The sequence below is a fragment of the Paenibacillus agilis genome, from assembly GCF_007786455.1.
Taxonomy (GTDB): Bacteria; Bacillota; Bacilli; order Paenibacillales; family Paenibacillaceae; genus Paenibacillus_B; species Paenibacillus_B agilis.
Genome location: NZ_VNJK01000001.1, coordinates 73,663 through 99,581, shown reverse-complemented (window position 1 = coordinate 99,581; position 25,919 = coordinate 73,663). Strand labels below are relative to the sequence as shown.

General features: G+C 39.1%; 26 protein-coding genes. 7 read left to right on the top strand and 19 right to left on the bottom strand.

Features of this window, described 5'->3' with window-relative positions:
• Positions 1-62: 62 nt before the first annotated feature.
• The 3 genes from FPZ44_RS00460 to FPZ44_RS00450 all read right to left on the bottom strand — a co-directional run bounded on the left by FPZ44_RS00460 (position 63) and on the right by FPZ44_RS00450 (position 3,445).
• Positions 63-1,319 (bottom strand): MFS transporter, encoded by a 1,257-nt coding sequence (locus FPZ44_RS00460; RefSeq protein ID WP_144991608.1) that lies wholly within the window; start codon positions 1,317-1,319, stop codon positions 63-65.
• Between the two features lie 142 nt (positions 1,320-1,461).
• Positions 1,462-2,763 carry a hypothetical protein gene (locus tag FPZ44_RS00455; protein ID WP_144986375.1) on the bottom strand — a complete coding sequence of 434 codons (1,302 nt, stop codon included), beginning with the start codon at positions 2,761-2,763 and terminating at the stop codon, positions 1,462-1,464.
• Positions 2,764-3,034: 271 nt separating this feature from the next.
• Positions 3,035-3,445, bottom strand: a complete 411-nt coding sequence (locus FPZ44_RS00450; RefSeq protein ID WP_144986373.1) for a hypothetical protein — start codon at positions 3,443-3,445, stop codon at positions 3,035-3,037.
• 344 nt (positions 3,446-3,789) lie between these two features.
• Here FPZ44_RS00450 and FPZ44_RS00445 point away from each other — a divergent pair, with 344 nt between their 5' ends.
• From FPZ44_RS00445 to FPZ44_RS00430, 4 genes are all read left to right on the top strand, one after another.
• A complete protein-coding gene (locus FPZ44_RS00445) occupies positions 3,790-5,781 on the top strand; it encodes a bifunctional 2',3'-cyclic-nucleotide 2'-phosphodiesterase/3'-nucleotidase (RefSeq protein ID WP_144986371.1) in 1,992 nt (663 codons plus the stop codon).
• Between the two features lie 219 nt (positions 5,782-6,000).
• Complete coding sequence (locus FPZ44_RS00440) at positions 6,001-6,534, top strand: matrixin family metalloprotease (protein WP_144986369.1); 534 nt, start codon at positions 6,001-6,003, stop codon at positions 6,532-6,534.
• 24 nt (positions 6,535-6,558) lie between these two features.
• Positions 6,559-6,897, top strand: a complete 339-nt coding sequence (locus FPZ44_RS00435; protein ID WP_144986367.1) for a HEAT repeat domain-containing protein — start codon at positions 6,559-6,561, stop codon at positions 6,895-6,897.
• Between the two features lie 227 nt (positions 6,898-7,124).
• On the top strand, positions 7,125-7,571 hold the full coding sequence (locus tag FPZ44_RS00430) for an NUDIX hydrolase (RefSeq protein ID WP_144986365.1): 447 nt from the start codon (positions 7,125-7,127) through the stop codon (positions 7,569-7,571).
• A 312-nt stretch (positions 7,572-7,883) separates the two neighbouring features.
• Here FPZ44_RS00430 and FPZ44_RS00425 read toward each other — a convergent pair whose 3' ends face one another.
• From FPZ44_RS00425 to FPZ44_RS00405, 5 genes are all read right to left on the bottom strand, one after another.
• Positions 7,884-8,621 (bottom strand): TatD family hydrolase, encoded by a 738-nt coding sequence (locus FPZ44_RS00425; RefSeq protein ID WP_144986363.1) that lies wholly within the window; start codon positions 8,619-8,621, stop codon positions 7,884-7,886.
• Positions 8,614-10,041 (bottom strand): Qat anti-phage system QueC-like protein QatC, encoded by a 1,428-nt coding sequence (qatC, locus tag FPZ44_RS00420; protein ID WP_144986361.1) that lies wholly within the window; start codon positions 10,039-10,041, stop codon positions 8,614-8,616. Before qatC ends, FPZ44_RS00425 begins: the two co-directional genes overlap by 8 nt.
• Positions 10,034-10,747: a hypothetical protein gene (locus tag FPZ44_RS00415; protein ID WP_144986359.1), complete on the bottom strand. Its 714-nt coding sequence runs from the start codon at positions 10,745-10,747 to the stop codon at positions 10,034-10,036. Before FPZ44_RS00415 ends, qatC begins: the two co-directional genes overlap by 8 nt.
• Before the next feature lie 4 nt (positions 10,748-10,751).
• The gene (locus FPZ44_RS00410) at positions 10,752-12,632 is read right to left on the bottom strand and encodes a KAP family P-loop NTPase fold protein (RefSeq protein ID WP_144986357.1); all 1,881 of its coding nucleotides are present in this window, start codon (positions 12,630-12,632) and stop codon (positions 10,752-10,754) included.
• Positions 12,633-13,068: 436 nt separating this feature from the next.
• Positions 13,069-13,629, bottom strand: coding sequence for a DNA-3-methyladenine glycosylase I (locus FPZ44_RS00405; RefSeq protein ID WP_222429806.1), 561 nt, complete (start codon positions 13,627-13,629; stop codon positions 13,069-13,071).
• A 229-nt stretch (positions 13,630-13,858) separates the two neighbouring features.
• On the opposite strand from FPZ44_RS00405, the gene FPZ44_RS00400 reads away from it, so the two are divergent.
• Positions 13,859-15,388: an FAD-dependent oxidoreductase gene (locus tag FPZ44_RS00400; RefSeq protein WP_418789157.1), complete on the top strand. Its 1,530-nt coding sequence runs from the start codon at positions 13,859-13,861 to the stop codon at positions 15,386-15,388.
• Positions 15,389-15,476: 88 nt separating this feature from the next.
• On the opposite strand, the gene FPZ44_RS00395 is transcribed toward FPZ44_RS00400, so the two are convergent.
• A complete protein-coding gene (locus tag FPZ44_RS00395; protein ID WP_144986352.1) occupies positions 15,477-16,382 on the bottom strand; it encodes a DMT family transporter in 906 nt (301 codons plus the stop codon).
• 15 nt (positions 16,383-16,397) lie between these two features.
• A complete protein-coding gene (locus FPZ44_RS00390; RefSeq protein WP_144986350.1) occupies positions 16,398-17,408 on the bottom strand; it encodes a serine hydrolase domain-containing protein in 1,011 nt (336 codons plus the stop codon).
• 198 nt (positions 17,409-17,606) lie between these two features.
• Between FPZ44_RS00390 and FPZ44_RS00385 the strand changes: the two genes are divergently transcribed.
• Positions 17,607-18,398, top strand: a complete 792-nt coding sequence (locus tag FPZ44_RS00385; RefSeq protein WP_144986348.1) for an AAC(3) family N-acetyltransferase — start codon at positions 17,607-17,609, stop codon at positions 18,396-18,398.
• A gap of 150 nt (positions 18,399-18,548) precedes the next feature.
• Here the strand turns inward: FPZ44_RS00385 and FPZ44_RS00380 are convergent, their stop codons facing one another.
• From FPZ44_RS00380 to FPZ44_RS00370, 3 genes are all read right to left on the bottom strand, one after another.
• Positions 18,549-18,863 (bottom strand): DMT family transporter, encoded by a 315-nt coding sequence (locus FPZ44_RS00380; RefSeq protein ID WP_144986346.1) that lies wholly within the window; start codon positions 18,861-18,863, stop codon positions 18,549-18,551.
• A gap of 2 nt (positions 18,864-18,865) precedes the next feature.
• Complete coding sequence (locus FPZ44_RS00375; protein ID WP_186786080.1) at positions 18,866-19,216, bottom strand: DMT family transporter; 351 nt, start codon at positions 19,214-19,216, stop codon at positions 18,866-18,868.
• A 321-nt stretch (positions 19,217-19,537) separates the two neighbouring features.
• The gene (locus FPZ44_RS00370) at positions 19,538-20,125 is read right to left on the bottom strand and encodes an NAD(P)H-dependent oxidoreductase (RefSeq protein WP_144986342.1); all 588 of its coding nucleotides are present in this window, start codon (positions 20,123-20,125) and stop codon (positions 19,538-19,540) included.
• A gap of 123 nt (positions 20,126-20,248) precedes the next feature.
• On the opposite strand from FPZ44_RS00370, the gene FPZ44_RS00365 reads away from it, so the two are divergent.
• Positions 20,249-20,686 carry a MarR family winged helix-turn-helix transcriptional regulator gene (locus FPZ44_RS00365; protein WP_144986340.1) on the top strand — a complete coding sequence of 146 codons (438 nt, stop codon included), beginning with the start codon at positions 20,249-20,251 and terminating at the stop codon, positions 20,684-20,686.
• 99 nt (positions 20,687-20,785) lie between these two features.
• Here the strand turns inward: FPZ44_RS00365 and FPZ44_RS00360 are convergent, their stop codons facing one another.
• The 6 genes from FPZ44_RS00360 to FPZ44_RS00335 all read right to left on the bottom strand — a co-directional run bounded on the left by FPZ44_RS00360 (position 20,786) and on the right by FPZ44_RS00335 (position 25,745).
• Positions 20,786-21,283: an SRPBCC family protein gene (locus FPZ44_RS00360; protein ID WP_144986338.1), complete on the bottom strand. Its 498-nt coding sequence runs from the start codon at positions 21,281-21,283 to the stop codon at positions 20,786-20,788.
• An 88-nt stretch (positions 21,284-21,371) separates the two neighbouring features.
• The gene (locus FPZ44_RS00355; protein ID WP_144986336.1) at positions 21,372-21,947 is read right to left on the bottom strand and encodes a GNAT family N-acetyltransferase; all 576 of its coding nucleotides are present in this window, start codon (positions 21,945-21,947) and stop codon (positions 21,372-21,374) included.
• Between the two features lie 313 nt (positions 21,948-22,260).
• A complete protein-coding gene (locus tag FPZ44_RS00350; RefSeq protein WP_144986334.1) occupies positions 22,261-22,602 on the bottom strand; it encodes a DUF1801 domain-containing protein in 342 nt (113 codons plus the stop codon).
• 187 nt (positions 22,603-22,789) lie between these two features.
• Positions 22,790-24,319: an alkyl hydroperoxide reductase subunit F gene (gene ahpF, locus FPZ44_RS00345; protein ID WP_144986332.1), complete on the bottom strand. Its 1,530-nt coding sequence runs from the start codon at positions 24,317-24,319 to the stop codon at positions 22,790-22,792.
• A 117-nt stretch (positions 24,320-24,436) separates the two neighbouring features.
• Positions 24,437-25,000: an alkyl hydroperoxide reductase subunit C gene (gene ahpC, locus FPZ44_RS00340; RefSeq protein WP_144986330.1), complete on the bottom strand. Its 564-nt coding sequence runs from the start codon at positions 24,998-25,000 to the stop codon at positions 24,437-24,439.
• A gap of 292 nt (positions 25,001-25,292) precedes the next feature.
• Positions 25,293-25,745 (bottom strand): DUF1036 domain-containing protein, encoded by a 453-nt coding sequence (locus FPZ44_RS00335; RefSeq protein ID WP_144986328.1) that lies wholly within the window; start codon positions 25,743-25,745, stop codon positions 25,293-25,295.
• Between the last annotated feature and the right edge of the window lie 174 nt (positions 25,746-25,919).

Genomic DNA, 25,919 nt, shown 5'->3' with positions numbered 1-25,919 from the left:
AAAAATTCCGGTAATACACGTCAACTCGCCGAATCACGTATTATAAATTTCTATGTTCTCATTTACGAATAAGCCTCTTCCTTACTTTGCTTAAATAGATCGCCTTTTTTGTCATTCATCGTCATCAATGCACCAATGCAGACAACAGAGAACCCGATCAGCATCCAGAAAGCAGCGTCGAACGAACCGTTAAATGCATCAACCATAAATCCAATCGCCATAGGTGTAATAAAGCCTGCCAACTGACCACCTGTGTTCGCGATTCCCATTGCTGTACCTGTTACAGCAGTAGGCAATTGCTTCAGTACGATTGCCGGCAATAGCGTAACGACAAAGGCAATAAATAAGTTAACCGTCGTTTGATACGCGATAAACGCAGATACACTTGAAGCCGTAAACATAAGATAGAGCAGCACGCCAATACAAGCACAGGACACACTTCCGAGCAGTCTTTCTTTGCCTTTTGGAAGCTTATCGATAACATATCCACTAATAAAAATACCTACAATTGTTGTGACAGCTGGAATCGTTTGCGCCCAACCAACGGAAACAAGATCAAGACCACGACTCTTAACTAAATAAGTCGGCAACCAAGCTGACAATCCCCAGTTGACGGCATAAATACTAAAATAGGCGACAAGCAAATTCCAGATGATCGGCGTTTTAAGCAGTGCTTTAAACATCCCTTTGTTTTGCTGCGGATTCGTAGTAGATGTAGTGATCCTCGTTGGAACGATTTCCTCTTCCAGTGGATGATTAGGAATCTTAATGAAGAACCAATATAGAGCGGCAATAACAGCACCAGCAAGTCCAAAAATAACAAACATCATGCGCCAGCCGATCGTTTCCAACATTCCTGCTGCCGCTAGTGGAATAAAAAGCGATATAATTCCGCTTGAAGATAGAATAACGGACATCGCCCGTGCACGCTCTGCTTTCGGGAATGTTAGCGATAAAATTTTAGAACTGGCAGGTTGGAATCCACCTTCTCCGATACCAAATAAAAAGCGAATCACTATCATCGAGGTCAGTGACCAAGCTACAGCGGTCAACCCCGTAAATATCGACCATATAACAACAGCAGATAGAAGAACCTTTCTCGGACCAAATCGGTCTGCAAGCCATCCACCCGGCATTTGCATCAAGGCATAACCAGCGAAGAAGCTGCTCAGCAATATACCCGTAGAAGACGAGCTTAAGTTCAAATCCTCCGTAATCGCTAACACAGCATAATTCATAATATAACGATCCAAATTACCTAACGACCAACCAAGAAAAAGCAGCGCTAAAATCCAATTCCTTGTGCGTTTAGCTGTCATCATGTTCACCCCGCATCTTTATTTTACGAATATATAACGACATTTTCGTTTTATAGATATTTTACGGATATCAGCTGTACAACTCCAATAAATCTTTTTTATATCCATTAAATAAAAAAATAAGCACCCACTAGGTGGATGCTTATTTCAAACGATACATTTTAATGGGTCTCCCTCTTGTATGGTGCGATTCCTCACCGATGCACTCCGCAAGATCTACGTCACATAAATCAGCCATAATCCGCTGTGCATTGCGTTCACTCATCTGTAAGTTAACAGCCAAATCTTTCGTCGTAAAATGGCTCCAGCTCATTTTTTGAATCAAGGCATCTATTTTTTTAAATGTCTTTACACTAATATTTCCGCGCTTTAATTTCTCTAAAAAATCTTTATCGTCCGTACGATAGGAGTATGTGAGCTCTTCTTCCTGTCCTGCCGATTCCACAATCGTTCCATCATCTTGGAAAATAACAATCGCTTGTTCCGCTTTTTCCTTCGACTGTCGTAAAGCACGTTGAGCATTCATTTCTGCTGAAAATACCGTCTGTTCAAATCCAATCCCAACAGCTGTCGGCATATCCACTTCAAGCGATAACTGCTGTACCTTTTCCTGCAGCGCATGAATTTCTCTTTCAATCGCGCCGCGCGAACTGAAGATCGTGTAACGCCCGTTTCCTTGTTCAATGAGAGAGCCATCCAGCTTCTCGCACAGTTGAATCAACGTCTCTTTCATACGCAGCTCTAAATACTGAATCTGATACGTATTTTTCAATTTCTCTTTCACCGAGTCGAACTCTTTCACTTCCATCATGACGACACCGATTTGTGTGTCTTTATAGTATGAAGTTTTTACTTTCTCCAGGAAAATGCGTATCGTTTGAAAAATTTCAACCCGAGTTGGAGACATCCAATACGAAGGAATTCCTGCTTCTTTCAACGCCTCATGGACAGTTGGATAGCAGGTCAACGCACCCTCTGTCTTGTTCTGCTGCCACAACTCCAAATGAAACTGCAACAAATCCTCAGGATCTATATCTACATCAAATGTTTTCACATACAGCTCAGCTACCGTATTTTTCAGCTGCTGCAAGCCTTCCCCCTCGACTTCATATGCGGTCGGTATCATGTCGATGCTTACCCGATTCAACAACTTGCCTTGAGCATATACTAAATCCATAAAGCCCTTGTAAATCGTCGATTCTGTAGAAAATATATAAACGAGTTTATCGTCCGAAGGCAATGTTTTGGTCGCCATACGATAAGGGATATATCCTGAAAACAGCCAGAAGTCCACTTGATGATTATGCTCAGCAACGATGCCAGCTACTTCCTTTGCCTCTTTATAGACATAAGGAATAAACTTCATCTCTTGTTCCATTTCATTTGCCAGCTTAAGAATTCGATTAACGGATAAACTCGGCCCAACAACGCCGATTCGATACATGATCGCTTCCTACTTTCTTAACACGGATATGTCTATCTATTTTAACGCTAGCGGCTGCGTAAATCCATTCCTAAGTCTGATCATTACACACGGTTTATCGTTATATCCGCAAGCTTTTAGTAAGGCTCTAAACCGAGGGGTACCTCGTCGACAGCTACGCTGGTATTACCCCAAAATTAAACGGCCTTAGTCCAATGGAATTCAGGACTAAGGCCGTTTAAGGAGTTTAATGTTTATGCTGTCTACTTGACGAGGTGCAGTTCAATCACGACTAAGCCCCAAGCCCTTTTTCCCACTCGCTTTTTAAGTCGTGGCCAAACTGTCGGACTTCATCATCGGCTACAATCAACGTAAAGTCTTGTTGAGATCCAAAAAAATGGAGCTTATGCGTATTGCCCTTTTCTAGCTTCGTCCATTCCAAACGATATAGATGGTTTTCGAAAGAGGTGTACAAATTATTCAATATAAAATTGTTTAATTGCTCAAGTGGAAAATTCGAAGTCACTTCAACATAATTTTTAATCGTCAGATTCGTCCAACCGAAGTTCAGCTCATCAACTATACTGTTTCCCTTGTAGTGTTTGAAATGAAGCTGACATCCTTCGTAATCGCCGGGTATGCACTTTAAAAAAGAGAATTCAACATAAGTTCCATTTTCCTGTATATCTCGCAGTGTCGCCATTCCATTACTCCTTTAATTTGTAGAGCTAGTTTTTAGTAGTATGTTGTATTCCAACATGAAATGATTACAGTTTCCAAAGCGATTTACTTTGATGAACTTCTGCATCGAAACATCGCTTCTTTGGTATAATATGTATGTATTCTCATCTAGCAGAATAATACTGTTTCTTCAAATACAGGTCAAGATTGATTTTACAAATCGCCATATTTGTTTTTACAAAATGACCTTTGTTCAATAATTGTGTTAAATTTCCCACTAAACTCTATCTAAATCCCGATTCTAATGATAGAATGAACTCGGTTGAAATATTATCTATCACCTACTCATTAGGAGGAATATCCAGCATGAAACTTTCAACAAGGCAGAAGATCACAAGTCTTGTACTCTCGGCGTCTCTTGTATTGGGAACGCTTTCATTCACGCTTTCTCCCGTTAATGCAGACACAAGTACCTCTTCCGATTCTGTACTGAAACTGCGTCTGATGGAAACAACCGATTTACACACGAATATGGTGAACTACGATTACTACCAAGACAAATTAACAGATGAGTATGGTTTAGCAAAAACAGCAACGTTGATCAAACAATCACGCGAAGAAGTAAAAAATAGTATGTTGTTTGACAATGGTGACCTCCTTCAAGGTAATCCGCTTGGCGATTATGTTGCAAAAGTACAACCTTTGAAAGATGGCGAAACTCACCCTGTTTATAAAGCAATGAACGAATTGCAATACGATGCAGCAAACATCGGCAACCACGAATTCAACTTCGGACTAGAGCATCTGGACCGCAGCTTGAAAGGCGCAAAGTTCCCTTACGTGAACTCCAACGTGTATGTTGATGACAAAGATAAAGATCCAAGCAACGATAAAAATAGATTCGATCCCTATGTCATCCTAGATCGCACGTTCAAAGATGAAACTGGTAAAGATGTTAAGCTTAAAGTCGGCGTAATCGGCTTCGTACCACCGCAAATTATGAACTGGGATGAAGCTCATCTTAGCGGCAAAGTAATTGCGAAAGATATGGTAGCGTCCGCGAAGAAATTTGTGCCTGAAATGAAGCAAAAAGGTGCAGACATCATTGTTGCGATTCCTCACGCTGGTATTAGTACAGCAGGCAACGATTCCGAAAATGCAAACTTGGAATTGAGTAAAATCGACGGAATCGATGCGATTCTATTCGGCCACTCACATGCTGTTTTCCCTGGCAAAGGGTTTGAAAATATTAAAGGCGTAGATGCAAAAAAAGGTCTAATCAACGGAGTTCCAGCTGTAATGCCTGGATTCTGGGGTGACAACCTTGGTGTTATTGATTTGGAATTGAAGCAAGTAAACGGCAAATGGGACGTAGTTGATTCTACATCTAAAGCAGTACCTGTATTTGATAAAGAAAACAAAAAAGCACTTGTTGATGCAGATAAAACGATTGTTGATGCTGTAAAAGAAGATCACGACAAAACAGTGAAATGGGTTCGTTCCGCAGTAGGTAAGACGACGGCTCCTATTCACAGCTACTTCGCGCTTGTACAAGATGACCCGTCTGTACAAATCGTGACGAATGCTCAGAAATGGTACACAGAGAAAGCAGTTAAAGGCACAGAACTTGAAGGAATTCCAGTACTATCTGCTGGAGCACCATTCAAAGCAGGCGGACGTCAAGGGGTTAACTACTACACGAACATCCCTGCTGGAACATTGGCAATCAAAAACGTTGCTGACTTGTATGTATATCCGAACACAGTAAAAGTGGTGAAAATTAACGGTACACAAGTACAAGAATGGTTGGAGCGTTCTGCTGGACAATTCAATCAAATCGATCCGAAGAAAAAAGGTGAACAAGCTCTTATTAACGAGCAGTTCCGTACGTACAACTTCGACATTTTGGACGGCGTTACTTACCAAATTGACGTAACACAGCCTTCCAAGTACGATGCTGACGGTAAGCTTATTAACAAGAACGCGAAGCGTATCAAAAACTTGTCTTACAAAGGCAAGCCAGTTAAAGCAACGGACAAGTTCCTAGTTGTAACTAACAACTACCGTGCAACAGGCGGCGGCAGCTTCCCAGGTCTTGATGGCTCTAACATTGTCATCGATTCTCAAGAAGAGACTCGCCAAGTTGTAATTAACTACATTTTAGAGAAGAAGACGATCAACCCTACAGCGGATAAGAACTGGTCGTTCGTTCCGTTGAAGAACAAAGCAAATGTAACGTTCGTAACTTCTCCAAATGCAAAAGAATTTGCGAAGAAACAGCCTCACATGAAGTACCAATCTACATTGGACACAGGCTTCGCGAAATTCAGCATTGATTTGAGCAAGAAGACGAAGTAATTTCAACTATCCCTAAATAAAAGGCAGTGGTACTTAGGACGCAAAAAACGCACCTATGCAACCACTGCCTTTCAATTTTATGTTCCACTTTAACGTCTAAGGCTGCTATATCACTTTACTACCTACTTGTAGAAGGTTCTCAGCTGAATAATTTTGTGTTATTAGTCAACTATATATTAGCGCACCATCAATAGACTGTATTTGGAGGGGTAATTACTTATGTCAGATCGTGTAAGTGATGAGCATAATCAGCAATCTGTTCGTTTGCATTTTAAAATATTGCACGAGCCGATAGTACCTGTAGATGAAATGGTGAATGCGATGAAAGGGGTTTACGCCTCTGCTGGATTTCAAGTTGATGTAGTTAGTACAGAGCACTTAGATTTACCGCTCCTTATGGATATTGATGTTGGTCAGTGTGTAGCAAACAGTGCTACAGAAGAACAAGAAGAGCTATACGCGCACCGAAATCATGTCGGTGATAATGAGTTGACTGTTTATTTTGTTCGCTCTACAGTTCCATCCTATAATGGTTGCGCCGCGCATCCAATTGGCCGTCCAGGAGCAGTTGTTGCTAGAGTCGCAAGCGTTTGGACACTTGGACATGAAGTTGGTCATGTATTAGGGCTTCCGCATACTGCGAATCGAGATAGTCTGATGTACGGCGGAGGAACTAATAATATTACGAATCCACCACCAGACCTAAGCAGCTCAGAGATAAATATGATGGAAAATAGTCCATATACGATTTAACTATAAAAGGAGATAATAGTGATTATGTCAAAAGAAAAGCTGATTGAATTATTAGATCGAGAAGAACCCGATTACAAAGCCGCAGCTGCTTTGGGTCCTGAAATTATTCCTGTATTATTGGATTTGACCAAGAGAGGTGATCCTAGAATCGCCCCTCGGGCAGTGTATACTGCTGGTCTACTTCAGGATGCAAATGCAATCGAGGTCCTAAAAGAGGGTGCAAATAGCAGCCTTGCGGATATACGCGTAGCGGCAGCAGCTACTCTACGCAAAGTGACTGGTATGGGTGACTCGGATTTATTAAACACCTTGTTGAATGATTCTGATCCTGGCGTTAGAAAAGTAGCATCAAAGGGGTTATGAGTAAATAATGTTTAGCAGTAAGCAGCCCCGATGAAAACAGATCATCAGGGCTGCTTCGTTCAATGTTTATCTCCCTAGTAGAAACAAACCCTAAAAGAAGTCGAGAAATGAAATAGATAAAGTTAAGTTGAGTATGTATTTTTCACTACCTATGCTATCATCTTTTTTTGGGAAAATATAACTCAAAATGTGTAGGGGGTCTTACATTTCGAGAATATATAAGAGAGATGCGCAAATTGGTAGGCACACGACCATTATTATTATGTGGGGCAAGTGTAGTTGTGTTCAACGAAATAGGGCACATCCTTATGATGCGGAGAACCGATAATGATAGCTGGTGCTTCCCAGGCAGGGCGATCGAACTGGGAGAAGAAGTTCGCGAAGCCGCAGCCCGCGAGTTGTTGGAAGAAACGGGACTGCATGCAGAACAGTTAGACATATTCGATGTCTTTTCAGGCGAGCGGCTTTACTACAAATATCCTCACGGCGATGAAGTATACAATGTCGATATCGTATTTAAGACGAAGCAGTGTAGCGGTGAGCTAACCATTAATCATGAAAGCAAAGATGCTCGCTTCTTCCCTCTTGATGAACTTCCATCCCAGATCAGCCCACCAGTTATTCCGATTGTAGAAGCCTTGCAGAAAGTCTCCGCCGAAGGAGTTTTCAATTGATTAACTGTAGGATACTCCACAATGAGGTTATACATTTTAAGAAAATATTATTAGGAATATGTATTTGAAATTTATATGTATTTTTCAATGCATCAAATCATACTAAAAACACTCAGCTCAATTTATACACATTAACATTAAATATGCACTTCATATCCTTCCCTCATTTTTAAAACCTCTATAATAAACTTGAGCCGACCTACTTACTAGGTCGGCTCAATACATAGATAAAATTATTAATATTACCCGCATTTCAATTTGACTAATGATTTAAAGAAGCAATATAACAGCATTCCATACACCAGATAACCCCTATAATTGATTTTGTTGTTCCACTAATAATCTTTTCAAATTACTCAATACAATAGATCTAAAGTTTTTAACTTTGAGCTTCTCTTCGAACTCCTCGTAAATTAAGGGTAAATTATAAGTTCTACCCCCTAGATTACTTTTCCCAAAAGGAGCATCTGTTTCAATGAGTAATCTTTCTAAGGGAATTGAAGTTATTATGTTAAAACCTTTTGCTGTAGATAGCATGGAATAATTCACCGAGAAATAATATCCTCTTCTAACTATCTCTTCCACAAGGTGTTCACTTCCTGAATACCAATGAAATACAGCAAATCGCACTTTATTTTCTTTTAAAATATCTAAAATATCTTGCTCAGCTCTTTTCGAATGTATCGACATTATCTTATTTGCTTTTCCCGACTTCATACAAATATGTTGAAATGCCTTTTGTTGTTTTATTTTATATTCAATAAAGTCTTTTGAATAATCTAAACCTACTTCCCCAATATATTTTGTATGGGGAAGCCAATTATCAAATAGCGCTCTATTAAAATCATGGGTTATAGCTAACTGAGGGTTATACCCCATACCTATCTTTACATATTTAGATTCAGGAAATTCTCGTTTACACTGTTCAAATACTTCAGGTAAATTTGTAACAAATAATGCATATGTCTTAGTTTGTAAGAAGTAATTAAACATTTCTTTATAATTTTTGTAATAATCTATATGAATATGAAAATCAACAAAGTTAGACATATTCCATTTCCTTCATGCTTGAATAATCTAATAATCCTCCCCCATTTCGAAGATCTTCAGACTTGATCATTTCCCATAATTCATTCATAGATTTATGATATAAACGCTCATATGCAATAATTTCAGCTACAGACAATGTACCATGACTTATTAAGAGCGTTCTAATATAGTCTTTATCGTCTTTGTGCATGAAATACCTTCTTAAACTATAGAGCACCGCTCTTAAATCACTAGCTTTTCCTTGAAGATTACTATACTTGTAAATAAACTCAGCATTCAGTTGGTAATTTTCATTATATGTTGTGTTATCATTTCTAATATAAAAAAATGAGGCTCTTCTAATCAGACATGGATAACAATAACCACAGTTGCAAGGAGGTTTAACTTTATCATACCTCGATAAGCATGGATGTGAGCATGAAAGGGTTTTATGTGCATTATCTTGAAAAATAAGTTTTTCTTTATGTTCAGCAACAATTTCTCCTTTGGATTTATCCCAGTAAAAATTCGAGATTGTGTGATTTAAGCCAACTAATTCGAGGATACGATTTAGTGATTTTAAGAAGATAGGGTGAGTAGTTCTAGTACTACAACTACTATTTCTACTAGTAGTCAAAGGTACGTTCACTCCAATAAAACCGTTTTCTGGTATATAAACGGGTGTCCCCTCTCCAATGACTGATGCAACTGCAATTGCTCCAGCTAAAAATAAAAACGACCTGCTCCTACTGGAACTTTCTGCACCGAGTGTTGCTTTTTCTCTATTTTTTTGTTGAGGAGCTGATGGGTTTGCATTAAATAAAATGAGTTCTTTTTTTACAGTAGGATATGCTTCGTCGATCTCATTAAAAAGCTCATTTTGTCTGCTTGTTAGAAGATTGTACTCTCTAAAACCAACATAACAAGTATGCATTAGCTTATCGGACAAAGTTAAAGCTCCGCAGAAAGAATCTAATCCACCCGAAAATAGACTAACTGAATTAAACTCTTTACTGTTAATTAACTTGAACTTTTCATTTTTCTTTTTGGCCCTAAACTTACTTTCAGACTTTCTGAATTCAAATCTCCATTCATCTCCACTTAAAAATCCAAGCATTTTCTCCAAATCGTCTTTTACATTTATCCATTTCTCTATCTCCAATACAGGTAAATGTATTGTGATGCTTCTTGTCCAATTGTCAGTAGATTTCTTCCGAGGTATTCTTTTATCTGCCGAGAAAACACTTACAGCTAAAATCAATAAATCTTCACTTATATTAGAAAGAGATTGATATCCGAACCTTCTCCAAAGTTGCTCCATATCAGTCTTAACATTAGATTTGTTGTTTTTATCAAAAAGATTAAATATAAGTAGGCTTTCAACTTGGTTTACATTCCCTATTAAATCATCACTCTGCTTGTTAATCCATATGTTAAACAAGTGTCTCACTCCAAACAGATAATATTTCAAAAGCTTTGTTGCATTTTTCTTTAATAATTTTATAACCTTCTATCCCGTTCCAATCTACTTTCTGGATGTTCTCTATTGTAAACTCACTTTCTATAGTTGATCGGATATATGTCTTAACGCTTTTTTCAGCGATATCATACTTGTTTAACTTATCAAACATTGCAAGTATCTTTTCTGCAAAGTTTGCGAAAAAACAATTTTGTATAAACTTTATAATGAATTCTCTAATAAATTCTCCAGTATCAATTGAACCCAGTATTGTATTGTATTCCTCTTCATCTTTTACACTTTTAAATAGTTCACGCATAAATTCACTCATACTTTGTTGAGCAATATTCCCGTAGAAATCGTTTCTACCATCGTTAAAATACTCTATAATACCAATTCTCAGTTCTTCTGGTGACTTGTTAATTAAGTGCGACAAACCTATCTTTTCTAATGCTTCATTGAATCCAAAATTCTTAACTGCCTCTATAAAATTTACTGCCTTTGCTCCAACCCTAGAAGCTGAATTCAGAAATTGTTTATCTCCACCACTCATAGCTTTTGAAAAACTTGAAATGGATCGCTCTATGGAAGAAGGAGTAAAATCACTTTTTACCATATTTGTAATATCTCTTTTCGCTTCAGGCCATAAATAGCCTGTAGGTGGTAAATATCCTTTTGACGTACCCATTCTTCTATCCCCCTACTTCCCATAAGCGTTTTGGAACTTTCCGTTCATTTATATAGAAATCTTTTAATCTTTCATAGTTCTCTATATCTAATTGTTTGAAAAGAATTGCTTCACTTGGAGTAAAAGCACTCTTCTTAATCTTTTTAAATTCTTCAAAAATTTTTTGATTGAATTGCGGAAACATTTTGTAAATTTGTATTAAAACCCATAAATGATCTTGGTCTTGATTATATTTAGAGATTACTCCTTTAACTATTTCATTACGAGTAACCTCATCTAGTTCATTTAGTTCCTCTATTTTTTTCTTTCTAATTACTTCTGAGATTGATGAGTTACAAATTTGATTAATAAATCTTCTTTCTTCTTGGTTTAGGTTTGTAGAAATAAGTTTTTTATCTGAAACGGAGTCACGTGCTAAGTAGAAATATTGTGATAAATCAATTGCTGACAGGTTACTAGGCTCAACTCCAATCCATCTTTTTATTTTTTCCCCATACCAAGCTTTATTCTTGGCCTCCACACTTGCTTTTCCGCTTTTCTCCTCGCCTAAACTTTCATTTAATACTTGATTCTCGATTTCTCCTAGCTGCTTTGGAATACCATCATTCTCAAATTGCCATTGATAAAGCTCTCTAAATAAGTCTCTATCTATGTATTCTAGTACCATCAACTTTGCCAAAACTGCTAGATTTAGTTTTATGTTTTGTATCTCAGCAAGTCGTTTTCTCATATAAAATGTATTTAAGAACCGTTTTGTTTGTCGTGGATTACCTTTTAGGGTAGCTGCAATTATACTGCCTATACTATTGAAAATTTGGATTTGCTCTTCAAAATCCGCTTGGCTGTATCCCTGCTTATATTTATCTACGTCATTGATTGCTGATTCACTTATGATTTCAATTATCTCTTTTCCGGTTATAATCTCTCCTTTAATAAAAATCCCCTTTTCCTTTAGTTTATTTATTAATTGATTTAACGTACTATCGGCTAAATACATTTCGCTTATCAAAAGTAGCATGTAATTCTTAATATCTGTCTCTGCCAATTCTGCGATTCTTATTGGAAGTTGAACTATTTTTTCTATATAGTCAATGGAAACATCCAAATCTACATCATCCAATTGAGGATATTTACTCTTCACAGAGTATGTAATAATATTTTCATCCATAGCAATTATAAAAGTTGTCTTCTCTACAGCAAGAAACAATTTAATCGCTTCGAGTGTTTCAATTATCCTATCGGGATTACATCTATCTAAATCATCAATCATAATTATTAGGTTATCAATTTGGGATGCACGGATTATATTATTAAAGTCCTCCCTAAATCTTCTTACATTTTCAATTATGTTTTCCTGCTGATCAGTCTTAAGATGATCTTTCCCCATTTGAGAAATAGCATCGAATTCTTTAGATACTTCTTCTTCTGTATCAAAGTTTTCTGCTCTAAGGCCCCCCATTAGCAATGGAGCAGGGCTCCCCATTAATAAACTAAGGCCTATAGGTATACTCTTTTTTACAGCTGTACTTCCTACTCTAATCCAATCAACCCTTTTGACTAAATTTTTTATCATATCGGTAGATTTTTCAAAATATGTTTTATTTTCCTGAAGGCTCAGTAAAATAGCCTCCATTAAAGCAGTTTTTGCATCATCATATCCTTCAAACATCCAGGCATTTACCTTAACCACAGCAATCTTTTTTCCAGTTTGAATAGTTGTGTTTTTTTCGATTAAATGAAGCAATGTTGATTTACCACTTCCCCAATTTCCGAACAAACCAATAGTTAAAGGGTTCATTCTTTCACTAGTTGCAATCTCACTTATTAAACTTGCATAAGGTTCGTAAGCCAGCATATCAATTTTAGAAGCATCATCAGCCCACATAGATCAAACCTCCTCTTTTTATAACTATAAGCATAAAAATAATGATTTGTTGTAATAGAAAACTATTAAAAATACCATAAACCAAATAGGTATATATTTCAAATGAATTAAAAACAAATATTTGTAATTCCCAGCAACCACTTTTGTCCAAACAACTCTTTCAAGGAATACATAATTATGAAACCCAAACTAACGGAGGTAGAACTGCAATGATGAAAAGAAGCTCTTTCATGCTAACGATATATCCCAATTTTCTAAGCATTATTGGCAACACTCGTTAATTGAACATAGTCAGACTGAAATTGTGGTCGTGAAAGATGGGTTTATAAAATTATTTAGTTATTAAAAATCCCTTCTTCACAACAAAAAAAACAATCCTGCTGTTGTTCTTCAGGATTGTTTTCTTGCTCATCGGATTCCTAAGCCAAAAAAATCTTCATCGATTCCTTGGATGACAGGAACAGTCCAGCGTATGGTCATTCACCATACCTACTGCTTGCATATAAGAATAGCAAATCGTGCTTCCTACAAACTTGAACCCGTCTTTCTTCAACCTTTTGCTCATTCGATCACTAATTTCAGTAGAAACAGGTACTTCTTTTACTGTTGGCCATTGATTCACGATCGGCTTATCACCGACAAATCTCCAAATGTAGTTGGAGAAAGAGCCAAATTCTTTTTGAATTTTCAAAAAAGCTTCGGCATTTGTGACGACGCTTTTAATTTTCAGCTTATTTCGCACAATTCCTGAATCTTCGAGTAGAGACTGTAATTTCTCATCTGTATATTGAACAATTTTCTCCGCATCAAAATGATCGAAAGCTTTGCGGTAATTGTCCCTCTTCTGCAAAATAGTCCACCAGCTAAGCCCCGCCTGTGCGCCTTCTAGGCATATCATCTCGAATAAGATCCGATCATCATATACGGGAACTCCCCATTCTTTGTCGTGATACTCCATATATAAGGGCTCTTGATTTACCCATGCACAGCGTTTCAACATTCGTACAATCATCCTCTCATCTGGATTTCTCATGCTTGTATTTCTTCTACACACCGAACAACCTTACATCTATTAATCCCATAATAACAAACGTATGTTCTTATGTAAACAACTGCGGAACTAACGATATATCGATCCCCATTGATTAAAGCAATTGCTGCAAGGAAATGAATATCAAGAGAGACCAAATGCAGGAGGAATTACAACGATTATGAATAAGGAACCTTTGAACCCACAAGATATGCCCCAATTTCCTGAGTCTTACTGGTGGGACTCAACCACCCTTCCCTCCTTCCCAAAGCTCAGTGAATCTAGTACAGCTGAGATTGTAGTAGTCGGCGGCGGAATTACAGGAATTACAGCTGCTTATTTGTTGGCCAAAGAAGGCCTCAACGTTGTACTCGTAGAAGCAGGCCGTCTGCTTAGTGGCACAACTGGAAATACAACGGCTAAAGTAACGGCACAGCATGACTTAATTTATGACGAGCTAATCCATAACTTTGGTCAAGAAAAAGCGCAGCTCTATTACAAAGCGAATCACGATGCCATGCAATTCATGAAGCACATCATCCATGAACACGAAATTGAATGTGATTTCACCGAGCAGGATGCTTTTATTTATACAAACTCAGATAAATACATAAAGAAGCTGGAGAAAGAACTTGCCGCCTATGAGAAGCTTGGTATTCACGGTGAATTAGTCGATCAAATTGCACTGCCAATACCGATCAAATCGGCGCTTGTGATGCACAAACAAGCTCAATTTCATCCATTGAAATATGCAGGCAAGCTTGTTCAATTGTTTATTCAATCAGGCGGAACGATCTATGAGCAGACAACAGTGGAGACCGTTGAAACAGATGAACAGCCTGTAGTAGTCACTACCGACGGACATAAAATAGCCTGTAAGCATGTCGTCTCCTGCTCACACTTCCCCATCATTGACGGAATGGGCTTTTATTTTGCAAGAATGCATGCGGAACGCTCCTATGTCATCGGTGTAAAAAGTGAAAAACGATATTTAGGGGGCATGTACCTAAGTGCAGATGAGCCGAAGCGCTCCATTCGGTCTGCCACTTTGGGTAACGGGGAAAATCTAATCCTCATTGGGGGAGAAAGTCACACGACTGGGCAAGGCATATGTACCATCAAGCATTATGAAGCACTGCAAGCTTTTGCCCACAGCACATTTGGCATCCAAGAGTTCGGATACCGTTGGTCGGCCCAAGATTTTGTAACGTTGGATAACCTGCCTTACATCGGGCATATTTCATCCTCAACCCCTGACGTTTATGTAGCAACCGGTTATCGAAAATGGGGAATGAGTACAGGAACGGCTGCCGCTCTGCTGCTGCGGGACATGATCATCGGCAAAGAAAATGCGTACCAAGAGCTGTATACACCATCCAGATTCCATGCCACACCTGACGTAAAAAACTTTATCGTTCAGAACGTGGATGTTGCTAAACACCTAATTGGAGGCAAACTCCAAATCATTCGCAAAAAGCCTGAAAGCTTATCGAATGATGAAGGGGCAGTTGTGTCCGTCAATGGCAAAAGAGCTGGTGCTTATCGAGATCAAAAAGGAAATTTGCATATCGTTGATACGACCTGTACGCATCTGGGATGCGAAGTAGAGTGGAATGAGGGGGATCGAAGCTGGGATTGCCCTTGTCACGGCTCTAGATTTTCGTATGATGGCGATGTATTAGAAGGTCCTGCATCACAGCCGTTAAAGAAAATTCAACAATCCTGAAGCTTAAGCTTCAGGATTGTTTTGTCTTATATTTCATCGTGACTATTATCGTAGATAGCATCCTAGCTATCGTTATACCTATCATTGCTTACTTGTGAGCTTCATTTACTTCAGACATTTGATGGCTGCTGTTGTTCGTTTGCTTCACTGTTTTATTAACCAGATAAATACCAACAATAATTAGCAAACCGCCAACGATCAAGGAAGGATACAACGGCTCCCCTAATAGTAGCCAACCTGTTAGCACGCCGAAGAATGGAGCTAAAAATAAAAAGGAGCTCGTTTTGCCAGGATCGCCATTTTGCAATAAATAATACCAGCCCGCAAATTGAACAATAGAAGACATAATACTTAACCACATTAACAAGATGAATGATTCACCATTTAAAATAAAGAACGGCTTTTCAAACATAAAGCTGCACGCAAGCAGAATAACTCCACCAAACAGCATCTGGTAAGCCGACAGCACCCATGTATCTAGAGCTTCGCCCCACTTTTTCGCCAATAAAGTTGCAAACGCCCAAAAGACAGCAGAAAGAATCCCATAGATGATACCAATCTTTAAATCTACTTTGGCCCCCATCGTAATGACGACTCCTGCTAAGCCTAAAACGACACCGATCCACTGATAAAGCTTATAGCGCGTTTGTAGAAATATTGTGCCGAAAATAACGACAAACAACGGATTCGTAAACGTTAAAATCGAAGTTTCACTAGCTGTAATCGTAAGCAAGCTTAAAAAAATACATCCCATTACGCCCGCCGTTTGGAGCGAGCCGATGACGAACATCTTCATCCAGTTGCTCTTCGTCGTAGGATGCGGCCGTTTTACAGCGTACACGATCATCCCCATAATAACGCCTGCTAGTAAAAAACGTAATGCCGCTAATAATAATGGTGATGAATAGGGCAAGCCTATTTTCACGACAGCAAAGGAAGAGCCCATCAGGAACGTAGTTAGCAGCATGATGGCAGTAAATTTAAATGTACTCATGGATAGATTATCTCCTTATTTCAAACAGTCCATCACACAGTCGCCAAATCCTTTAATATCGGGCAAATACTCGTATCCTGGAGCCGATCCCCAACTATTGAACATACGAACGACTACTGTGTCATATTCGGGAATTACGAGTAAGGCAACATTAGAGTAACCTAATATTTGATAAGAGCCTTTTGGAACTAAATCTCCGATTTCACTACGTTTCGCTGGAAGATCCTTCACGAACCATAGGAAGCCATTTTGCGGCAAATCCTTATCGTTAAATGTAGGACTTTGAAGTGTCGTTGCCAGCTCGATAATTCCTTGAGGAACGACTTGTCTTCCACACGCATTTCCTTGTTTCAGATGCAAGTAACCCCAATAGGCCAGCTCTCGTGCCGAAACATACATATTCATTTTATCGCCATCCGTCGTATCGAACGTGTTCCAATGCGGATTATTCGGATCTCTCATTACTTCAACAAAGTTGTCCTGCGGTGCTGCGTACCATCCCGTTTCTTTAAAGCCGAGCGGCTCAAATACTTCCTTCGCTAATATTTGGGCAACTGTAAGTCCTGTCTTCTCATATATAATTCTGCACAATAACTCAATGCCGATTATGCGATATGACCAGCTTGTACCTGACTCGAAATCCCGACCAAGACCATCATCTGTCAGCCCATGAGTATGCGTTACTAAATGTCTAATCGTAGTCTCCTTAAAGACATCATCATCTAAGTCAGAAATATAATGAGTCACCAGATCATCTAGGGATGATATGTATCCATGATACACGGCATAAGCAGCCGCAAATCCAATATACGTTTTTCGAACAGAAGCAACATGAAATTGTGTATCCTCCTGTATCGTCCTTGCATCTTCAACATTAGACTGGTGTCCCCAATACGTTTCTGCAACAACATTGTCCTGATGAATCACCATAACAGCAGCGCCAGAGCAATGATTAGCAAGATAGGTTTGATGTACATGCTCAATTACCGGATCGAACTGATTAGAAATTTCTCTAGTGAATGGCATTGGATCAGCCCCCTTGGATGGTAACATTTAACTAATACCTCACCAATAATAGAACGTACGTTTTTATTTGTAAATATAAAAATTTTCATATCAATAAAAATCACTATGTTACATGTGTTATATTATTTCCATCAACTATTTTCCAGTTTATAAAGCTAAAAACATGAGTTAAAACGCAGCTTGGGGAGAGGATACTTCATGACACAAGAACAATTGATTACAAAAGATAGAATACAATCAGACTTAAAAAAGTTAGGTGTTACTGAAGGTATGACGGTGATTGTCCATTCTTCCTTGAAGTCAATTGGGCGAGTCGTAGGCGGAGCCGTATCCGTTATTCTCGCCTTAGAAGAAGCTATTGGTGATTCTGGTAGTCTTGTGATGCCGACCCAAACCGAGCAGCTTTGTGATCCTACTGTATATGGAAGTGGATATACCGAAGAAGAATTACGAATCATCCGGGATGGTATGCCTATTTTCCATCCAGATTTAACCCCTACCTCGTACATGGGTTTTATACCGGAGACCTTCCGGAAGCAAAATGGAGTACAGCGAAGCGCTCATTCACATGTATCCTTTGCAGCTTGGGGCAAGTATGCAGCGTATATTACGGACAATCATCAATTGAATTACGCCTTAAGTGAACAATCGCCCTTGGGAAAAATTTATGAGCTGGATGGTTATATTTTATTGCTCGGTGCTCCTACCAACTCCAATTCTTCCTTACACTTAGCAGAATACAAGCAGCAGAACACATTTAGAAAAGAAATAATATGGGATGTAAAGATATCTGTTAACGGTGAAGAGAAATGGACAACTTATCAGGATATTAATAACGACTCCGATGATTTCGGTAACCTATTCGATGATTTTAAGAAAGAAACAAACTACGTAGTAGATGGAAAAGTTGGGCAAGCCACCAGCTACTTGATACCGATGAGGAGTATGGTAGATTACGCGCTGAGCTGGATGAATAACAATCGAGCTTAACAGGCCGATCGCTAATTGCGAAACGTATATGTGAGCTAACCTACAGCCAAATTAACTAAAGACATAAGCTTCACTACTTTTCACAGGAAGCTTATGTCTTCGTTTTTGTTCCACTAGCTAGACGTTTATCTATTTCTTGCTCAGTGTTCATTAAGAGACCGCTTTTAGTCCAGTCACACCAACGACAATGATGATGAGACTAATAATGCGTCCTATACTCTTCGATTCATTGAAAAAGAGCATATTGACCAGTACCGCGCCAGCTGTCCCTACACCAATCCAAACCGCGTAAGCTACACTCAACTGTAAATAGTTAAGAGCGGAGTAAAGGAACACAAATGAGGTACCAAACCCACCAAAGAATAAAAGGGTATTAACCAAGGATTTTCGCTCACTAAACTTTTTCAAGCCTATGACACCGATAAGTTCAAATATGGATGCCAACAATACGAATAACCAACCCATTATTAAGCAGCTCCTTTCACTTGTGCTTCATCGCTTTTATTGTCAGCAAGTTTTAATGCAATGACACCAACGACGAGAAGTCCCATAAATATACCTTTTGCAACGCTGAATTCCCCACCGAAAATATAAATGTCCATTAGGGCTGTCCCCACTGTACCTGCTGCCGCGAACACCGCATAAACGGTACCGGTTGGCAACGTTTCACACGCCTTGGATAATAAATAAAAGTCCGTAATAATAATGATGATAACGATAGCCCAGTGCCAAACGGTTGATGCCACGTTGAATCCATACACCCATAACAATTCAAACAAACAAGTTAACCCTACATAAATCCAACCCTTATTCATAATTAATCATCTCCTTTTAAAATGAATGACTATCATTCATTATTGGTGAAAAAAAGAGTGCACCTCTGCACCCATTTTCTTGATAAATAATCAAAAGTCTTTTCAAAATGGGTTCCCGTTGCCTTACACATCCTTCACTTACCCTTTTGATTCTTGAATACTCAAAAATTTCACTACTCCCTCATTATGACTGACTGTCATTCATTTTTCAAGTGTTTTATTATTAATAAGGGGACATCCCCTTATTAATAGCGCATAAAAAGACTGCCATTAGCATTTCATTATGGCAGTCCTTAATTATTTTCCGCGTTCTATTTTCCCTCGTTAATAAGCCAACGTTTTAAAATATTGAAATACTTTATTTAATTTTTTCTCCTGCTTCCCTTTCGGACTTTCCATATTGCCAAATTCAAAAAACTTCACTTTTTTAATACCGACGTATTGAAGCAACGCCTTTCTCATCAAAATTTTATGAGCATTCCCCAACCAAAATAACGGATAAAAAGTAGGTCCCTTCATCATAGAAATACAGACGGCCGACTTCCCTTTTAGCAGTCCTTCAGGCAGCAGACCTCCTGTATCTCGATAGGCAAAATTAGAAGAAAACATTTGATCGATGTAACCTAACAGCATCGCTGGCGGCCGCCCCCACCAGATCGGGTATACAAAGACAAGTTTGTCCGCCCACATCAGTTGTTCCCGATATTTGGCTAGCTCAGGGTCTTTATGCATATCTCTTCTTCGCTTTGTTTCATTGAACACTAGTAAAGGATCAAACTGCTCTTCATACAAATCAAGCACCTGCATATTGGGCTTATGCGTATTTTCACTGATTCCTTGAATGACTTTTTGTAAAAAGGCATAACTAAGACTCTTATGATTCGGGTGTGTATATACAACCAATATGTTCATTGCTTCGCCCTCCCATTACTTATCATTTGATAACCAAAAGATAACACATCGTTGTTTTAGTTGTCAATTGATAATTATAATAAGATAATCAATTTGATATCATGTCAGAAGAGGTGATCTGTAATGGACAAAGAAGCTCTGTTTCAACAATTTGTGGCCTTTACGACTTCCGTACACGAAGTAACCTTTGAATTAACGAAAGATGTTAAGCCAGAGGACATTACTCCTCTTCAATATAGTATTTTGGAGTATATTGCGGTCAGCCAACCTGTGACGTTAAGCCAAATTAGCGAATGTAAACATATTTCAATGCCTAACACGAGCCGTGAACTTAGAAAATTAACGGAGAAACAACTGTGTGAGAAATTTGAGGTACCGGATGATAGACGCAAACAATTGATTCGACTGTCTGAATCCGGGCAGGCCATGATGAATAAGGCATTTGATCAAATTGGAGCGAGATTTTTCGAACGAATCCAAGACTTATCAACTGAAGAGTTGAAGGGCATTCATCACGCGATAACGATTCTTCAATCGAAAGTGTTTGATGAGAATAAATAGTTTGTATATGCAGCCCCACATTAACATTCTGTACTCATTTATTTGCAGCACACAAAAAAAGAAGGAGCAACAATCGCTCCTTCTTCCGTATCTATAATCTTAGCCTGTATAGCTGATCCTGCCCGTTTCCACTAATTGTTTCAGTCCCATGAACATTAAATTCCATCCATGCTCGCTGCCATCATGATATTCCGTCACCGCTTTTTGAATATCTGCCTCTGTCCAATTCGGTTCATAGCGAACATTAATATGTTGGGTAAACGTCATGTCGCAGCCTTGCTGTGTTTCCGTTAGCTCTACGACAATCGTATCTTCATCTTCACTAAACTGCGGCATTTTAAAAGTAAACACCAGCTTGTGTGGGGTATCTATTTCACGGTACGTACCAATCGCTCGATAATCTACACCGCCTCGATGGTCAACAATTTCCCACTCCCCACCTACTTCAGGGTTGTTGCGTGCTACCTTATTTGTTCCTTCCAGTGTAAAAAGCCATTTTCTCATCTGCTCAGCGTTCACCCATGCCCCAAACACTTTCGCAGGGGGCACATCGAAACTTCGCTTCATCGTTAATGTCGTTATTGAGTATTGACTCATATTAGACCTCCGCTATGCCAGATATATGTTAGTTAAATTCCATTTTTTTAAAAGGATGCCCTACGGCACTCCCTAACCTTCTACATTACTATTCCCTTTGAAGCTTGTAGTAATGATGCTCCTCACTTTCAATTATCACATCACGCTGAAATTGAAAACCACACTTCTGGATCACTTTGTTGGACGAGACGTTGCGGATGTGCGCGATAGCGATAAGCTGTTCGACTTGTGTATTTTCGAATAAATACGTTATCAACCCTCGCACTGCCTGCGTCGTATATCCTTTATTCTGATATTGTTCGGAGATTCCATAAAAAACTTCTCGATTCGGCTGTGATAGTTCATCCTTAATACCTGTCCCACAAATACCGATAAATTCCCCGGTTTCCTTCAGTATAACCCCTAGTCGCAGCCGATACTGCTCAGGATTTCCTGTTCTCGCAATCGCCTCAAGGAAACGCTCGTTTTCTGGTATTTCATAATTCGCAAACCACTCTTCCCGCTGCTCCTTGGGTACATTCCATCCCGTCAAAAATTCATGAAAGTGTGGCTGCCAAGTAAGCTTGTGCAGCGCATCTACATCCTCAATTTGATACTCCCGTAAAATGATATCTTTGCACGCTATCGTTAATTTACTATTGCTTCTATTTTGTAAATGACTCATTGTCATCCTCCTACTATATAGAAGGTATACAAAGCAGCTAATTTCAAACAGGATCATCACAGAAACATGCAGCAATCCACAAGGATTCACCGCATAAAGTGATGGATAACACTATGCTTTGCATCCTTATAATCGTTAAATGATTGAATATTCGATTTAATCCATTAAAAAGTTGTTGGCATAATGTTAATCCTCCTCGTTATCAAATACTAGTAGATTGTAACAGATCGTTCGATTGGCTTCACACCGAACTGCTTATATACAAAAAAAAGAGCAATGCTTGACGTTCTCGCATCACTCTTTATTCACTCTACTAAAGCGAGCTCGAAGCTTGCTTTAGCCATAAAGTTAACTGCTCGGAATCATAGGCATTGCCTTTGCGAAGTTTCAACGTTTTCCTTTCAGGTGGACCATCAAACATGCCTTCTGGAAGCTCCAAGCCTGTAGCATTAAAAATAGTGAAGCTAACAGCATCTTTCGATGTAGAGATAGCCGCGGCGTATTTTCCATTTTTCAAAAAATGTGGTTTCTTATACTGAATCCGTTCCGTTACTTCCGGTATAGCCTGATGGACAACTTCACGCAAGTTCGCAGATAGTTCCACCTGCCATGGCTCTTTTATTGCAGCGATAAAATCGATCACTTCTTGATTCATTTGCTCTCTCCTTAAATTAAGATTCAATAGAGGATACACCATTTGTTCGACGAGAGAGAGTAATTTCCTTCTATTTATTTACTGCATTACATATAAAAATAGCCCCCACTTCAAAGAAGTGAGGGCTACTCTATTAGCAGTAAGTTGTCTTAGATAGGCTGCAAATTATTTTTCTACACGAAATACATTAGTTACGGATAAGATAATCGAATGCACCTAAAGCTGCCGTTGCACCAGATCCCATCGAAATGATGATTTGCTTGTACGCACTATTTGTACAGTCACCAGCAGCAAATACACCTGGGATACTTGTTGCGCCATGGCTATCAACGATAATTTCACCCATACGATTGCGTTCAACCGTATCAGCCAACCAGTCCGTGTTCGGTACAAGACCGATTTGTACGAATACACCTTGCAGCTCGACATGCTTCTCTTCGCCTGTTGCACGATCGATGTACGTAAGGCCTTCAAGCTTGTCCGTACCAGTCAATTCTTTCGTTTGCACATTTTTCAGAACCGTAACGTTCGGCAAGCTGTAAAGACGGTCTTGCAATACAGAATCTGCTTTAAGTTCAGGAGAGAACTCAAGAACCGTTACATGCTTAACGATACCAGCAAGATCAATCGCTGCCTCAATACCGGAGTTACCGCCGCCTACAACTGCAACATCTTTGCCTGTGAACAAAGGACCGTCACAATGCGGGCAGTAAGCTACGCCTTTGTTTTTGAATTCCGCTTCACCTGGAACACCCATATTTCTCCAACGTGCACCAGTAGAAATGATAACCGTCTTACTCTTCAATACTGCACCATTTTCAAGCTCAATCTCGATGAACTCGTTTTTATCTAGACGCTTCGCACGCTGTGTTTTCATCACATCAATACCGTACTCTTTTACTTGCTCTTCGATGCTAGCAACAAGTTTAGGACCTTCTGTATACTTCACGCTGATGAAGTTCTCGATGCCCATAGTATCATTTACTTGACCGCCGAAACGCTCTGCAACGATACCTGTACGAATTCCTTTACGAGCCGCGTAAATCGCCGCACTTGCACCGGATGGACCGCCACCGACAACAAGTACATCATAAGGAGCTTTGTTATCAAGCTCAGACGCATCAGGACCAGTACCCAATTTAGCAAGAATATCTTCAATTGTTGTACGACCGCTTTCGAAGAACTCACCGTTGAGGTATACGCTTGGCACAGCCATTACGTTTTTGCTTTCTACCTCGTCTTTGAATACAGCACCATCAATCATCGTATGGGAAATACCAGGATTGAAAATACTCATCAAGTTCAATGCTTGCACCACATCCGGACAGTTATGGCAGCTCAAGCTGATATAGGACTCAAATGTGTATTCGCCTTTAATGCTCTTAATTTGATCGATTACACTTTGATCCACTTTAGGAGCTCTGCCGCTTACTTGAAGCAATGCAAGTACAAGGGAAGTGAATTCATGTCCAAGCGGTGTACCTGCGAACACAACACCTGTGTCTTCGCCAACACGGTTTACGCTGAAGCTTGGTGTTCTATCCAAGTCTGCTTTTTCTACCGAAATCATAGCAGACATGCTAGCAAGCTCATCTACAAGAGACATCATCTCTGTAGATGCAGCATCATCACCTGCGCTCACTTTAATGACGATGTTGCCTTCCAATAGTTGAAGATATTGCTCTAATTGTTGTTTGATATCCTGATCCAATGCCATTTGATAATCCTCCTTAAAATGTTCGATAATGACGCTGCTTCGCATGGTCTAGTCATGGTGCTGAACAAACGCTTTTATATCAATGCCGACGACTTCGGCGATTTTATTAATGAATGTTTAGATTTTTCCTACAAGGTCAAGGTTTGGCTTCAATGTTTCGCCGCCTTCTTGCCATTTCGCTGGGCAAACTTCACCTGGATTGTTGCGAACATATTGTGCTGCTTTAATTTTGCTAATTAGCGCACTTGCATCACGACCGATACCGCCAGCTGTAATTTCAACCGTTTGGATAACTCCGTCTGGGTCGATGATGAACGTACCGCGATCAGCAAGACCTTCGGACTCTACCAATACATCGAAGTTACGGGAGATAACATGAGATGGATCGCCGATCATGATGTACTCTACTTTACCGATTGCAGGCGAGCTTGCATGCCATGCTTTATGCGTGAAATGAGTATCTGTAGATACGGAATATACTTCAACGCCAAGTTGTTTCAACTCTGCGTATTGATTTTGCAAATCTTCAAGCTCTGTTGGACACACGAATGTGAAGTCTGCTGGATAGAAGCAAACGACGCTCCATTGACCTTTGAAGTTTTGTTCTGTTACATCTAGGAATTTCCCGTTTTGAAATGCAGTTGCTTGGAATGGTTGTACCTCTGTACCGATAAGTGACATATATAAAATCTCCTTTACTAGATGGTTTCTAAGTTGTTTAAAAAGCTAATTCAGAATGCCTGAGCAGTGTGTGCTGTTCATTCCGCATCGCTCTTTATAATGATTATTATTTACTATGAACTATAAACTGTCAAGCTTTTTTATAATCATTCTAAAATGAGAACCTTTTTCAGTGACGAAATGATGACAGCTAATCATTTGCGATTGTATGTAAAAACCGAGCGTGTTCAGATAAATATCTGAACACGCTCGGCTTCTTGTCTACCTTTATTGATATGTTGTTACTTACTACTTATTTAGCTTTTACTTTTTTTGAAGGTAATGCTGCCACAACATCTTTCAAATTTGTTTGTCTCTGTGAGCTGCTGGTAATAAAATTGACAGTATAGTTCACTAGACCTGGCTGAATATCTAGCGTTCTAAATCTGACTCTTCTACAATTTTCGCATAAATCTCTATCTGGAAAAGACCAACCCCAGCAACCACTGAATGTATAATTAGGTACAAGTCCGAGGAAATTTCCTGACCATACACGAGTTCTTGCTATATTTTCGGCATAATAATTTATTGTTCTACCTCCGATAGAACCTCTAACAATTTCTCTTGTTTGACCAGGCTCTAAACGATACCAACCAGATAATATACCTCTAGCCCCTACTATCGGTATTCCACATTTATTAATATCTGTGTAAAATATTACTAAACGCACGGCAGAATTCGTGCTGTTACGAAAATAAAGACTCATGATGCCACTCTCCTTTAACCTGTTGAACAATTTATTATATGTAAATCTTCAAAACAGGACGTGGACAAACATCGAGTGGTACTTCTTATTTTCAAAAATTAAGCTATCCCCATTACCATTAAACTAGCAATAGAAGAGTAACAAATGACGATATTATGCTTGATCTTCACAGAA